This is a genomic window from Paracoccus sp. (in: a-proteobacteria) (assembly GCF_030604785.1).
GTDB lineage: Bacteria > Pseudomonadota > Alphaproteobacteria > Rhodobacterales > Rhodobacteraceae > Paracoccus.
In genome coordinates this window covers 16,337-29,738 of sequence record NZ_JAUVVF010000023.1, presented here as the reverse complement: position 1 = coordinate 29,738, position 13,402 = coordinate 16,337, and the positions used below count along the sequence as shown (strand labels likewise).

Here is a 13,402-nt window from a genome sequence, read left to right as displayed (position 1 = left end):
CCCCATGATTATCCAGACCCCGCCCGCCGCCGACAGCCGGCTGATCACCTATGGCGTGATCGGCTGCGGCATGATGGGGCAAGAGCATCTGCGCAACATCGCCCTGCTGCCCGGCACCGCGATCGGCGCGATCTTCGAACCCGATGCCGGGATGCGGCAGGCCGCCGCGGCCCTGGCTCCGGGCGCGGCGCTCTGCGACAGCCTGGACGCGTTGCTGGAATGCCCCGACCTCGACTGCCTGCTGATCGCCAGCCCCAATTTCCGCCATGTCGAGCAGTTGCAGGCCATCGCCGCACGCCGCCCGCTGCCCGTTCTGGTCGAGAAGCCGCTGTTCACCGACCCTGCCGATCTGGCCGCGCTGGAACGCTTTGCCGCGAGCTATCCCGCCCCTGTCTGGGTGGCGATGGAGTACCGCTACATGCCCCCGGTCGCGCATCTGCTGGCGCAGGCGCAACAGGCCACGGGCGGCATCCGCATGCTGTCGATCCGCGAGCACCGCTTTCCCTTCCTGGAGAAGGTCGGCGACTGGAACCGCTTCAACCGCTATACCGGCGGCACCTTCGTCGAGAAATGCTGCCATTTCTTCGACCTGATGCGTCTGGCCGTCGGGGCGGATCCGATGCGCGTGATGGCGATGGGCGGTCAGGCGGTGAACCATCTGGACGAACGCTATCAGGGCCAGACGCCCGACATCCTGGACCACGGCTATGTCGCCGTCGAATTCCAGGGCGGCACGCGGGCGATGCTGGAACTCTGCATGTTCGCCGAAGGCGCGCGCTGGCAGGAAGAGATCAGCGCCGTCGGCCCGAAGGGCAAGATCGAGGCTTTCGTGCCCGGCCCGACCCGCTTCTGGCCCGAGGATTTGGGCGAGCCTCCCGTCGCGCAGGTCGTCGTCTCGCCCCGCGATCCCAAGGGGCCGCGCATGCTGGAAATCCCGGTCGATCCGGCGCTGCTGGAGGCGGGCGACCATAACGGCTCGACCTTCTACCAGCATCAAGGCTTTCTAGAACTGGTGCGCGGGCAGCGCAAGGCGCCCGATGTCAGCCTGTCCGACGGGCGTTGGGCGGTGCTGATGGGTCTGGCCGCGCAGCGTTCCATTGCCGAGGGCCGGATGGTCGAGATGACCGAACTGGTGGGCTGATCGCGGCCGGCAGGTCTGGTCGCGGATGCAGGCGCAGGGCCGCTGCATCCACGCCAGCCGCGTGCTTTGGCCCATGCAGGCGAAGCAACGCGCTTGCATCGGCTCGCTGACAGGTTTATCGCCAATCGACGATAAACGAAGGATCGGGTCATGGCACCTGAGGATGACGACCTTGCCGCTCTAGCCAAGGCGCTGGCCCATCCGGCCCGCATCCGCATCCTGCGGCTGCTTCTGGCCACGCCCGGCTGCATCGGCGGCGACATCGTCGACGCGGTCGGGCTGGCGCAATCGACGGTGTCCGAGCATCTGCGGCTGCTCAGGGCGGCGGGCGTCATCCATGGCGAGATCGACGGCCCGCGCATCTGCTACGCGCTGAACCCCGTCGCGCTGAAGCCGCTGGCCGCGTTCATCGAGGCCCTTGCACCGCCGCCTGGCGATGCCTGCTGCCTGCCTGCCGGAAAGGAAACGACATGAGTCTGTTCGAACGCTGGCTGAGCCTGTGGGTCGCCCTTTGCATCCTGGCGGGGCTTGCGCTCGGCACGCTGGCGCCGGACCTGTTCGAGGTTCTGGCGGGGCTGGAATATGCCTCGGTCAATCTTGTCGTGGCGGTGCTGATCTGGTCGATGGTCTATCCGATGATGATCGCGATCGACTTCGCCTCGATCCGCGACGTGGGCAAGAGACCGCGCGGGCTGGTCATCACGCTGGTGGTGAACTGGCTGGTCAAGCCCTTCACCATGGCCGCGCTGGCGGTCCTGTTCTTCAACCACGTCTTTGCCGGCCTGATCGACCCTGCCCGGGCGCCCGAATACATCGCCGGGCTGATCCTGCTGGGTGCGGCGCCCTGCACGGCGATGGTCTTCGTGTGGTCGCAGCTGACCCAGGGCGATCCGAACTACACGCTGGTGCAGGTCTCGGTGAACGACCTGATCATGATCGTGGCCTTCGCGCCCATCGTCGCCTTCCTGCTGGGCGTGACGCAGATCGAGGTGCCGTGGTCGACGCTGATCCTGTCGGTGGTTCTCTACATCGTCATCCCGCTGATCGCGGGCGCGCTGACGCGGCGGGCGCTGATCGAACGCGGCGGCGCGGCGGCCATCGAGGCCTTCACCGCGCGCATCAAGCCCTTCTCGATCATCGGCCTTCTGGCGACGGTGACGCTGCTCTTCGGGTTCCAGGGGCAGGTGATCCTGGGCCAGCCGCTGCTGATCGCGCTGATCGCGGTGCCGATCCTGCTGCAATCCTACGGCATCTTCGCGCTGGCCTATGCCTGGGCCTGGGCCTGGCGCGTCCCGCACAAGGTCGCGGCACCCTGCGCGCTGATCGGCACATCGAATTTCTTCGAGATGGCGGTGGCGGTGGCGATCGGCCTGTTCGGGCTGAATTCCGGCGCGGCCTTGGCAACGGTGGTTGGCGTTTTGGTCGAGGTGCCCGTGATGCTGTCGCTTGTCGCCTTCGCCAACCGCACCCGCGCCCGCTTTCCCGCCTGAACGGGACGCCCTGTCGGACGAGTTCTGCCACGATGACAGACGCTTGATCGCCTTGAATGCCTCGCTTGGATTGGTCACGCGCATGTCCCGGTCTGCCTCGTGTCGCAGCAAGGGACAAGGCCGGCATCAAGGATCACGGGCTCAGTTGGTCGCAGGCGACGGTGTAGGAAGCCGTATCACCAGATCTCTAGGCCGAAAGCGAGGATCAACAGCACATTTCCGGAACCAAAGCCTGACAGCCTCATGTGCCGGCCATACTGCTGGAAGCCGATGATCACGTGTTTGGAAGCTGAGGGAACGACGGGACGCAACTGAACTGGCGCCGCGCGATCTGGACCCGCCAATCCGTATAGCCGCGCATCCGCCGCAGGGCTCGTTATATCCCGTCGAAGATAACGCTTGCCTGCCCGGCCGGGGGATGCTGTGATGCGGCGGGTGACGATACGAGGCTTGGATGCGCCCCCTTCTTCTTGCCCTCGCGCTGGCCGCGGCCGCCCCCGGCGCGGCCCTGTGCGACGACGTGACGATCTTTGCCGCCTCCAGCCTGACCGAGGCCCTGGGGCAGGTCGCCGATGACTGGTCGCGCCAGACGGGCCACAAGGTCACGCTGTCCTTCGCCGGATCGGCCACGCTTGCCCGCCAGATTCGCGAGGGGGCGCCGGCGGATCTGTTCATCTCGGCCAGCAGCGACTGGATGGACGCGCTCGAATCCTCGGGGGATCTGCGAGAGGGGACGCGGCGCGACATCCTTGGCAACCGGCTGGTGCTGATCGGTCCGGCCGGCGCGGAACCTGTCACGGTCGATGCGGCGCTGGACCTGCCGGCGATGCTGGCGGGGGGCCGGCTTTCGATGGCGCAGGTCGATGCGGTCCCGGCGGGGATCTATGGTCGCGCGGCGCTGACGCATCTGGGCCTGTGGGACGCGGTCGCCCCGCTGGTCGCGCAATCGGAAAACGTGCGCGCCGCGATGACCTTCGTCGCGCGCGGCGAGGCGCCGCTTGGCATCGTCTATGCGACCGACGCCGAGGTCGATCCGGCCGTAGCGATCATCGGCACCTTCCCCGAAAACAGCCACCCGCCGATCACCTACCCCGCGGCGATCACCGCGCAGGGCGACAGCGCCGCCGCCCGCGATCTGCTGGATTACCTGTCCTCGGAGGCGGCGGCGGCGCGCTGGCGCTCCTTCGGCTTTCTCGTCGCGCCATGATCGCGCTGCCCGATCCGTGGCTTGGCCCGACGGAATGGCAGGCCGTGCGGCTGTCGATGCGCGTGGCATTCTGGGCGACGCTGCTCAGCCTGCCCTTCGGGGTGCTCACGGCCTATGCGCTGGCACGCTGGCGCTTTCCGGGGCGACAGGTGCTGAACGGGCTGGTCCATCTGCCGCTGATCCTGCCGCCGGTCGTCACGGGATACCTGCTGCTGATCGCCTTCGGGCGGCGCGGTCCCGTCGGACAGGTGCTGGAAAGCTGGTTCGGGATCGTTCTGTCCTTTCGCTGGACCGGGGCGGCGCTGGCGGCGGCGGTGATGTCCTTTCCGCTGATGGTCCGCGCCATCCGCCTGTCGATCGAGGCTGTGGATCCCAGGCTCGAAGCCGCCGCCGCGACGCTTGGCGCGCGTCCGATATGGGTCTTCCTGACCGTGACCCTTCCCCTTGCCCTGCCCGGCATCGTGGCGGGCGCGATCCTGGCCTTTGCCAAGGCGGTGGGCGAATTCGGCGCGACCATCACCTTCGTGTCGAACATTCCCGGCCAGACGCAGACCATCCCCTCGGCCATTCACGCGCTGCTGCAGGTGCCGGGGGGCGAGGATGCGGCCGGCAGGCTGGTTGTCATCGCGGTGCTGATCGCCATGGCGGCGCTGGCCCTGTCGGAGTTTCTGGGCCGCCGCGTGGCGCGGCGGGTGGCGGGCGCATGACGCTGTCGGTCCGCCTGCGCCACGCCCTGCCCGGCTTCGATCTGGATATAGACTTTCAGGTTCCGCCGGGGCTGACCGTGCTGTTCGGCCCGTCCGGCGCGGGCAAGACCACGGTGATGAACGCCGTGGCCGGCCTGCTGCGCCCCGACGAGGGGCGCGTGGCCTTGGGCGATCAGGTGCTGACGGATACGCGGACCGGCCTGCACCTGCCACCCCACCGCCGCAGGCTGGGCCATGTCTTTCAGGAGGGACGGCTGTTCCCGCATCTGTCGGTGCGCCGCAACCTGCTTTACGGGCGCCGCTTTGCGCCGCGCGGGGCCAAGGGGCCGGATCTGGAGCAGATCGTCGCGATGCTGGGTATCGGCCACCTGCTGGAGCGTCGCCCCGGCGCGCTGTCGGGGGGCGAACGCAGCCGCGTCGCGCTTGGGCGGGCGCTGCTGGCGGGGCCGCGCCTGATCCTGGCCGACGAGCCTCTGGCCGCGCTGGACGAGGCGCGCAAGGCCGAGATCCTGCCCTTTTTCGAGCGGTTGCGCGACGAGGGCTCCATCCCGATCCTCTATGTCACCCATTCGGTGGCCGAGATGCGGCGCCTCGCGACCACGGTCGTGGCGATCGAGGGCGGGCGCGTGACCCGGACCGGCCCGCCCCCGCCCGCCGACGAGGCCCAAGATTTCGAGGCGCTCTGGCAGGCGCTTGGTCCTGCCCTGGCCGAGCGCCTGCGGGACGCGCCGGATGGAAGGCTGCGCCTGCCTCTGGCCGGGCGGCAGGTGACAATCGGTCTGGACCCGCCGGCGGATCGGGGCATGGCGCAGGACCCGCGCCTGCGCTAGGGCTGCGACAGCGTTTCTGGCGGTGAGGGATGGGTATGAGCCTCGCGGATGATCTGGACCGGGCCGAACAGGCCGCGCGGGCGGCGGGTGCGGCGCTGCTGGCGCATTGGCATGACCGCGCCCGGCTGGACGTGCAGGCCAAGCGGCGGGGCGATTACGTCTCGCAGGCCGATGCCGAGGCCGAGCAGATCCTGCGCCGGCACCTTCTACGCCCCGGCGAGGGCTGGCTGGGCGAGGAAAGCGGCACCCTGCCCGGCGCCCGGCGCTGGATCGTCGATCCGCTGGACGGGACCACGAATTTCCTGCGCGGCATCGGGCACTGGGCGGTCTCGGTCGCGCTCGAGGATCAGGGCCGGCTGGTCCTTGGCGTGGTGCTGGACCCGGTCAGGGACGAGGTCTTCACCGCGCATCTGGGCGGCGGCGCGCATCTGAACGGCGAAAGGCTGGGCCCCGCCCCGCCCCAGGGCTTCGACGCCGCCCTCTTCGGCACCGGCCTGCCCTTCGGCGACATGCCGCATATCGAGGATCACGCCGCCGACCTGACCCGCGTCCTGCCGCATTCGGCGGGGGTGCGGCGAATGGGTGCGGCGGCACTGGACCTGGCCTATGTCGCGGCGGGGCGGCTGGACGGGTTCTGGGAACGCCGCCTGCGTCCCTGGGACATCGCCGCCGGGCTCGTCCTGCTGCGCGAGGCGGGCTGTCGGGTCGAGGGCTGGACCGCCGCGGACCGCCCCGAGGACAGCGGCAACGTCATCGCCGCCGCCCCGCCCCTGTTCACGGCCCTGGCCGCGGCCCTGCGGGGCTGACGAGGCGCGCATAGAGATCGCCCGATCCCGCATCGGGCGTCAGCCCGGCCAGAAAGGCGCGCGCCGAGGCGGCATCCTGCCATTCCGGCCACAGGAAATCCGCGCGTTCGCCCAGAACCGGGTTGAAGCGGTATTCGCCCAGTTCCTGCAACCGGTCGATCACGGCCAGCGTTCGGTCGCGGAAGGCGGGCAGGTATTCGACCGACAGCATCGGCAGGGGCTGGCTGAGACCGGCCAGCACGTCCAGCTCGAAGCCCTCGACATCGATCTTGACGTAATCGGGCAGGCCGTGATCCGCGATCAGCCGGTCCATCGTGGTCATCCGGACGTCTTGGCTGCGATCCCACCGCACATGGCCGAAGCCGGGCGCCACGGCCGCCTCGCCCGTGAAGGTGGCGCTGAGGGACGAGACGGTCGGATGCAGCGATGAGACCGCCATCCGCGCCACGGTCTCGGCCGGGCCGACGGCCTCGCGGCGCAGCACGATGTCGCGCGGCAGGCTGCGCGCCAGAAAGCTTGCAAAGGGTTCCTGCGGCTCGCAGGCCACGACGCACGCGCCCGCCGCCCGCATCGCCCGCGACCGGCTGCCGACATGGGCGCCGATATCGAAGGCCAGATCGCCGGGGCGCAGCAGCCGCGCATGAAAGCGGTTGCTGGCCCTGCGGCGCAGCGGATTGTAGTAGATCACAAGGGACCGCATCAGTCCCAGAGAAGCGCGCAATCCCATCATCCCGTCCCGTTCTGCCCGGCGTCGAAGCCTAGGCACGCCGGCCGCCGAGGTCCAGTGCGCCGCCCCCCTGAAAAGTCGTGTGACATTCTGCCACGCGCTGCATCCTTGTGGGGAACCGCCCCGTGGATGAACGTGTTGAAGGAAATGACCTTTACATTCATGCAGGTGGGGGCCGACGAATGAAGGCAGCGCAATCGGGGCTTCTGGCGGCAGGACGCATATCCGGCGACGAGGGGGCAAGGCCCGCCGCAACCAATCCCTTTGAACCGGATCTGGGACAGAGGATCGCCCGCGCGCTGACCGATCTGCGCCTTGGCCTGCCGCTTCTTCTGACCGACGAGGCCGGCGCGGCCGTGATCCTGCCGCTCGAGACGCTGGACCCCGGCCGCTTTGCCGCGCTTGGCTCGCCGGGCCGGCTGGTGGTGACGGCGCGGCGCGCCGAGGCCCTGCGCCAGCCCGCTTCGGGGGCCGAGGTCGCGGCCCTGCCCGTTCCGGCCGATGCGCGTCTGGACTGGCTGCTGGCCCTGGCGGACCCGTCGCGGATGCCGCCTCCGTCTGCGGCCATTCCCCAGGCCGCACTTGATGCGCCCGGGAACCTGCACCGTGCCGCGATCCGGCTGGTCAAGGCGGCCGAGCTTCTGCCCGCCGCCTTGGTCGTCACCGAACCCGCGCTGGTTTCGGCCGCGCTGCAGGGCGGGGTCGAGCCGCTTTCGGCCGATGCGGTCCTGTCGCAGATCATGATGCCGCGCGATCCGCGGCCCGTCTCGAATGCGCGGGTGCCGATGCTGGCCTCGCCCAACGGGCGGCTGCACGTCTTCCGCGAACCCGGCGGAGCCGAGCATCACGCGGTCGAGATCGGTCGGCCCGACCGCAGCCGCCCGGTGCTGGTGCGCCTGCATTCCGCCTGTTTCACCGGCGACGTGCTGGGCAGCCTGAAATGCGATTGCGGCCCGCAATTGCGCGCCGCTCTGGCCGCGATGGAGGATCACGGCGCGGGCGTGCTGCTCTACCTCAACCAGGAGGGGCGCGGCATCGGTCTGGCCAACAAGATGCGTGCCTACAGCCTGCAGGATCAGGGCCTGGACACGGTCGAGGCCAATCACCGCCTGGGCTTCGAGGATGACGAGCGCGATTTCCGCACCGGCGCGGCCTTGCTGCGGCAGATGGGCATCTCGCAGGTGCGCCTGATGACGAACAACCCCGCCAAGATCGCCCGGCTGGACTGCGACGGGATCAGAGTGGTCGAACGCGTGCCGCTGCGCGTGGGACGCGGGCCCGAGAACAGCGCCTATCTGGACACCAAGGCCCGCAAGTCGGGGCATCTTCTGGCATGACGCCGCGCGCACTCTGGTGCATCAAGCCCGGTCAGGCCGAACTGCGCCCCGCCGCGCCGGGCGAAGGGGTTGCGGTGCGCGCGCTCTTCTCGGGCATCAGCCGCGGGACCGAGCGGCTGGTCCTGTCGGGCGACGTCCCCGCGGCCGAGCGGGACCGCATGCGCGCCCCCTTTCAGGAGGGGGATTTTCCCTTTCCCGTCAAATACGGCTATGCGCTGGTCGGTCAGGCGACCGAGGGCGCGCTGGCGGGGCGCCCCGTCTTCGCGCTCTTTCCGCATCAGGACGAGTTCCGGCTGCCCGAGGACGCGCTGATCCCCCTGCCCGACGGCCTGCCGCCCGAACGCGCCGTGCTGGCCGCCAATATGGAAACCGCTCTGAACATCCTGTGGGACAGCGGCGCGGGACCGGGCGACCGGATCGCCATCGTGGGCGGCGGGCTGGTCGGGTTGCTGGTCGCCAGCCTCGCCGCGCGCCTGCCGGGGGCCGAGGTGACCGTCGTCGACCTGCAAGACCGCGCGGCGCTGGCGCGCAGCATGGGCTGCGCCTTTGCCCATCCCGACCACGCGCCGACGGGACAGGATGCGGTGATACATGCCAGCGCCTCGCAGGCAGGTCTGACGCTGGCTCTGTCGCTGGCCGGGCCGCAGGCGACAATCACCGAGGCCAGCTGGCACGGCGAATGCCAGGTCGCCCTGCCCCTTGGCGCGGCCTTTCACAGCCAGCGGCTGCGGATCATCAGCAGCCAGGTCGCCTCGATTCCGCCCGACCGGGTGCCGCGCTGGACCTATCGGCGCAGGCTGGCCAAGGCTCTGGACCTCTTGCGCGACGACAGGCTGGATGCGCTGATCTCGGGCGAGACCGCCTTTGCCGCCCTGCCTGACGCCTATGCCGCGATCCTGTCGGACCCGGCCACCCTTTGCCACCGTATCCGCTACTGAGGAGTCAGCATGTTCGCCGTCGAAGTCCGGGACCACATCATGATCGCGCATTCATTCCCCTCGCCCACGTTCGGGCCGGCGCAGGGGATGCACGGGGCGACCTTCACCGTCGATGCGGCGCTCTTCGCAAAGGAGATGGACCACGAAAGCCTGGTGGTCGATATCGGTCTCGCCACCGAGGAACTGGCACGGACGCTGGCGCCGCTGCGCTACAAGAACCTGGACGAGATCCCTGAATTCACAGGAAAAATGACGACGACCGAATTTCTGTGCAAGCATATCTTCGACCAGATGGCCGCCACCGTGCGGGCTGGCGGGCTGAAGGATGGCGGGCGCGTCTGCAAGCTGCGGATCACGCTGCATGAAAGCCACACGGCCCGCGCCTGGTTCGAGGGGGATATCTGAAATGGGCTTCTCGGCCGCCTGGCTGGCCTTGCGCGAACCGGCCGACCGGGCGGCGCGCGATCCCGGGCTGCTGTCGCGCGCGGCAACCTTGGCCGGGCCGCGGCCGGTCATCTTGGACCTCGGCTGCGGCACCGGCTCGACCCTGCGGGCGATGAGCCCGCATCTGCCCGCCCATGCGCTGTGGCGTCTGGCCGATCTGGACGCCGACCTTCTGCGCCTTGCCGCGGCCGAGGCGCCGGGCCGCGCCACCACCCACCTTCTGGACCTGCGCGATCTGGACGCGCTGCCGCTGGAGGGGGTGACGCTGGTCACGGCCTCGGCGCTGCTGGACCTGATGCCCGCCGACTGGATCGGGCGGCTCGCCGCGCGCCTCGCCGCCGCGCGCCTGCCTTTCTATGCGGTCCTTTCCTATGACGGCGTGATGGCATGGCAACCGCCCCTGCCCGACGACGACGCGATCACTCGCGCCTTCAACGACCACCAGCGCCGCGACAAGGGGCTTGGTCCCGCCCTCGGCCCCGCCGCCGCCACCCGCGTAGCCGAGATCTTCACCGAGGCAGGCTTCACGGTCGCCACCGCAGACAGCCCCTGGCGCATCGGCCCGGATCAGCAAGACCTGCACGACGCCCTGGTCCAGGGCATTGCCAGCGCCGCGGCCGAACAGGGCGCCCCCGACGCCGCCGGCTGGGTGGCCGCCCGCGCCCCCCTGTCGGCCTCGGGGCAATGCATCATCGGCCATCGGGACCTGCTGGCGACCCCGCCCGGCCTGACACATCCTGACCCCCGCTGAGGAGAGACCAACATGCACGCCATAGACGTCACGCCTCGGGTCTGGGACCGCATCCTCGCGGTGCGCAACGGCACCGCCTGCGCCTGTTGCGGCCGCTTCACCCCCGCTGAACGGGCGGCGCTGGATCTTTACGGACCGGTCGCGCGGCGCGATCTGGGGCCAGTCACGGTCGCGCAGATCGGCCAGTCGCTTGACGGGCGGGTCGCCACCAGTTCCGGGGATGCCCGCGACGTGTCCGGCCCCGAGGGGCTGGCGCATCTGCATCGCCTGCGCGCATTGGTCGACGGGGTCGTGATCGGCGTCCGCACCGCGCTTCACGACCACCCCAGGCTGACCGTGCGCCTGTGCAGCGGCCACGACCCGGCGCGCATCGTGATCGACCCCAGGGGCCGCCTGCCCGATGACGCGTTGCTGCTGCGGCCCGGAGGCGCAAGGCGGGTCATCGTCACTGCCGTCGACCGGCCCCGCGCGCCGGGGGTCGAGATCCTGCGCCTGTCTGCGGTGGACGGACGCCTCGATCCGAGGCAGATCCTCGAGGCGCTGCGCGAAATGGGCCTCGGCTCGCTGCTGATCGAAGGCGGGGGCCTCACGATCACCGGCTTTCTCGAGGCGGGGCTGCTCGACCGGTTGCAGGTCTCGGTCGCGCCGCTGATCATCGGGGCGGGGCCGCAGGGATTGACCACCCGGAACCCGGTCGACAGGCTGGCGGACGCGCTGCGGCCGGATACGCGGGTCTATGGCCTGGGCAGCGACATCGTCTTTGATTGCGGCCTCGGACCGCGTGCCGAACTGGCCCGGCGTCCGATGCACGAGCGTCAGATGATCCGCCACGCCCACTGACCCTCCGGCCCCCGCCTAGTGAAGCGCGGGGGGCGAGACGCGCAGCCTCTCCTCGACGGCGCCGATCAGTTCGGTCAGCGTGAAGGGCTTGGGCAGGAACGCGGAATTCGCCGTAGGCTCGTGTCCTTCGGCAAAGATGTCCTCGGTGTAGCCCGACATGAAGATGACGGCGGCATCCGGCCGGGTCTTGCGGGCCCGGGCGACCCAGCTGGGCCCGTCCATGCCCGGCATCACCACATCGGTCAGGAACAGATCAACGCGCAGGGCCGGATCGGCCAGGATCGTCAGCGCGGCCTCGGCGCTGTCGGCCTCGATCACCTCATAGCCCTTGAGCTTCAGCGCGCGGGCCGCGAAGGCGCGCACCGGAGCCTCGTCCTCGACCAGCAGAAGGCGCGGCTGACGCTGGCGCTCAAGCCGCGGGGCGATCAGGCTGCGGGTTTCCGTCCGGGCGGCGGGGGCAGGCGCGGCCTGGTGCTGCAGCGCGGGTAGATAGATCGTGAAGCTTGTTCCGACACCCGGCTGGCTGTCGCAGAAGATGTAGCCGCCCGTCTGCTTGACGATGCCGTAGGCGGTCGACAGCCCCAGCCCCGTCCCCTCGCCGGTGCGCTTGGTGGTGAAGAACGGCTCGAAGATCTTGGCCAGATGCTCGGGCGCGATCCCGCAGCCCCGGTCGCTGACCGTGACCCGCACGTAATCGCCGGCAGGCAGCGAGACCCGGTCGCGCTGCAGCGCCTGGTCCAGCAGGGCGTTCTCGGTCCGGATGGTGATCTCGCCGCCCGAGGGCATGGCGTCGCGGGCATTCACCACAAGGTTCATGATGACCTGCTCAAGCTGGCGCTTGTCGGCCCGGATGGGACGCAGCGCCGGATCGTGGCTGACGCCAAGCGTGATCCGCTCGCCCACCAGCCGGTTCAGAAGATGGGTCAGGTCCGCGACCGTGTCGCGCAGGTCCAGCGTCTCCATCCGCAGGGTCTGCTTGCGCGAAAAGGCCAGAAGCTGTCCGACCAGCGCCGCGGCGCGGTTGGTGTTCTGGCTGATCTGGTCCAGATCCGAGTAATCGGGGTCGCCCTTGTCGCGGCGCAGCATCAAGAGGTCGCAATGGCCGCGGATCGCGGTCAGCAGGTTGTTGAAATCATGCGCGACGCCGCCCGCAAGCTGGCCGATGGCCTGCATCTTCTGGCTCTGGACGAATTGCGCCTCGAGCGTCTTCATGGCGCTGATATCGGTCAGCACCGCCACCAGCCCGCCGCGTTCCGCCGGATCGGGGGCCAGGGCGACCTGGAAATGCCGGTCCTGACCGCCGCGCCCCTGGCCGCGCAGGCGCAGGATCTCGGTCGGATTGGCAAGGCTTCCGGCGCCGGCTTCTGTCAGCCACTGGATCAGGGGGCGGCCCGGCCCCTCGAACAGGGTCGCGAGGTTCAGCGCCTGACCGTTCGGGGCAAACCCGTCGCGCTCCAGCAGCCGGCGTGCCGCGCGGTTGGCCTGTCGCACACGACCGTCGGCGGCCACGCGCAGCATCGCGACGGGCAGGGTCTCGATGTCCTGGGCGCTGTCGTCCTGATCCAGCGCGGCCGCGATCTCGAACTGGTCGGGCGCGGCGCCGGCGGCGTGATAGGCCCAGATCTGCAGGGGCGCATCGGGCGAGCCGCTGAGCGAGAGTGCATCGCCATTGCCAAGCTCGATCTCGGCCGAGCCGAGGCGCATCGCCCGGGCGGAAAGCTGCGCCATCTCGGAGACCGCATCCGCGCGCAGCCGCGACAGGACGTCAAGGACCGACACGGCATTGCCGTCGAACATGTCGCGCGCGGCATTGTTCTGAAACAGGATACGCCCCTCCGCATCGCAGACCCAGACCGGTTCCGGTGCGGCCGCGACCTCTCCCCTGATTGCGGAGAGGGCGCGCCGCGCCCGCTGATCGCGCAGGATATGCGCAAGCGAAACCGCCCCGCCCAGAAGATACCAGGCAACCGCGATCGTCGCCACGATCACCGCCACCCGCCCCGCCAGCGCCCCCGGCATCACCAGAAGCGCCGCCGAGCCCAGCACCATCGGCAGGACCAGCAGCGGCACCGCCGACACCGCGCCCCGCGGCAGTCCAACACGTTCGTCCCAATATGCCATGCGAATCGCCCTTCTGGCCCCTCGTTCCGACCGGCTTAACCGATCAGCCCTTAAGAGAGCGTT

Annotated in this window: 13 protein-coding genes and 1 pseudogene; 12 read left to right on the top strand and 2 right to left on the bottom strand. The window is 69.7% G+C overall.

Going from position 1 to position 13,402, the window contains the following annotated elements; genetic code table 11:
• The first annotated feature begins 4 nt into the window (after positions 1 to 4).
• The 7 genes and pseudogenes from QAR72_RS09160 to QAR72_RS09130 all read left to right on the top strand — a co-directional run bounded on the left by QAR72_RS09160 (position 5) and on the right by QAR72_RS09130 (position 6,181).
• Positions 5 to 1,141 (top strand): Gfo/Idh/MocA family protein, encoded by a 1,137-nt coding sequence (locus QAR72_RS09160; protein WP_304617069.1) that lies wholly within the window; start codon positions 5 to 7, stop codon positions 1,139 to 1,141.
• A gap of 150 nt (positions 1,142 to 1,291) precedes the next feature.
• A complete protein-coding gene (locus QAR72_RS09155; protein WP_304617068.1) occupies positions 1,292 to 1,615 on the top strand; it encodes an ArsR/SmtB family transcription factor in 324 nt (107 codons plus the stop codon).
• The gene (gene arsB / locus QAR72_RS09150) at positions 1,612 to 2,631 is read left to right on the top strand and encodes an ACR3 family arsenite efflux transporter (RefSeq protein WP_304617067.1); all 1,020 of its coding nucleotides are present in this window, start codon (positions 1,612 to 1,614) and stop codon (positions 2,629 to 2,631) included. Before QAR72_RS09155 ends, arsB begins: the two co-directional genes overlap by 4 nt.
• A 454-nt stretch (positions 2,632 to 3,085) precedes the next feature.
• Positions 3,086 to 3,838 (top strand): molybdate ABC transporter substrate-binding protein, encoded by a 753-nt coding sequence (modA, locus tag QAR72_RS09145; RefSeq protein WP_304617066.1) that lies wholly within the window; start codon positions 3,086 to 3,088, stop codon positions 3,836 to 3,838.
• Positions 3,835 to 4,545, top strand: coding sequence for a molybdate ABC transporter permease subunit (modB, locus tag QAR72_RS09140; RefSeq protein WP_304617065.1), 711 nt, complete (start codon positions 3,835 to 3,837; stop codon positions 4,543 to 4,545). The genes modA and modB overlap by 4 nt, the downstream gene beginning before the upstream one ends.
• Positions 4,542 to 5,189, top strand: a pseudogene (modC, locus tag QAR72_RS09135) (molybdenum ABC transporter ATP-binding protein); the annotation flags it as partial. The gene modB and the pseudogene modC, both read left to right, overlap by 4 nt.
• A gap of 221 nt (positions 5,190 to 5,410) precedes the next feature.
• Positions 5,411 to 6,181 (top strand): inositol monophosphatase family protein, encoded by a 771-nt coding sequence (locus QAR72_RS09130; RefSeq protein WP_304617064.1) that lies wholly within the window; start codon positions 5,411 to 5,413, stop codon positions 6,179 to 6,181.
• Here QAR72_RS09130 and QAR72_RS09125 read toward each other — a convergent pair.
• A complete protein-coding gene (locus QAR72_RS09125) occupies positions 6,150 to 6,881 on the bottom strand; it encodes an FkbM family methyltransferase (protein WP_304617063.1) in 732 nt (243 codons plus the stop codon). The genes QAR72_RS09130 and QAR72_RS09125 overlap by 32 nt on opposite strands.
• 209 nt (positions 6,882 to 7,090) lie before the next feature.
• On the opposite strand from QAR72_RS09125, the gene ribA reads away from it, so the two are divergent.
• From ribA to QAR72_RS09100, 5 genes are read left to right on the top strand one after another with little or no spacing between them, the layout of a single operon-like run.
• Positions 7,091 to 8,245, top strand: a complete 1,155-nt coding sequence (ribA, locus tag QAR72_RS09120) for a GTP cyclohydrolase II (RefSeq protein ID WP_304617062.1) — start codon at positions 7,091 to 7,093, stop codon at positions 8,243 to 8,245.
• The gene (locus QAR72_RS09115) at positions 8,242 to 9,183 is read left to right on the top strand and encodes a zinc-dependent alcohol dehydrogenase (RefSeq protein ID WP_304617061.1); all 942 of its coding nucleotides are present in this window, start codon (positions 8,242 to 8,244) and stop codon (positions 9,181 to 9,183) included. The genes ribA and QAR72_RS09115 overlap by 4 nt, the downstream gene beginning before the upstream one ends.
• A 9-nt stretch (positions 9,184 to 9,192) precedes the next feature.
• Positions 9,193 to 9,588, top strand: a complete 396-nt coding sequence (locus QAR72_RS09110) for a 6-pyruvoyl trahydropterin synthase family protein (protein WP_304617060.1) — start codon at positions 9,193 to 9,195, stop codon at positions 9,586 to 9,588.
• 1 nt (position 9,589) lies between these two features.
• Positions 9,590 to 10,378 carry a class I SAM-dependent methyltransferase gene (locus QAR72_RS09105; protein ID WP_304617059.1) on the top strand — a complete coding sequence of 263 codons (789 nt, stop codon included), beginning with the start codon at positions 9,590 to 9,592 and terminating at the stop codon, positions 10,376 to 10,378.
• Positions 10,379 to 10,390: 12 nt separating this feature from the next.
• Positions 10,391 to 11,218: a RibD family protein gene (locus QAR72_RS09100; RefSeq protein WP_304617058.1), complete on the top strand. Its 828-nt coding sequence runs from the start codon at positions 10,391 to 10,393 to the stop codon at positions 11,216 to 11,218.
• 15 nt (positions 11,219 to 11,233) lie between these two features.
• Here QAR72_RS09100 and QAR72_RS09095 read toward each other — a convergent pair whose 3' ends face one another.
• Entirely contained in the window at positions 11,234 to 13,339 is a 2,106-nt protein-coding gene (locus QAR72_RS09095) for a hybrid sensor histidine kinase/response regulator (RefSeq protein WP_304617057.1), read from the bottom strand.
• Positions 13,340 to 13,402 lie beyond the last annotated feature (63 nt).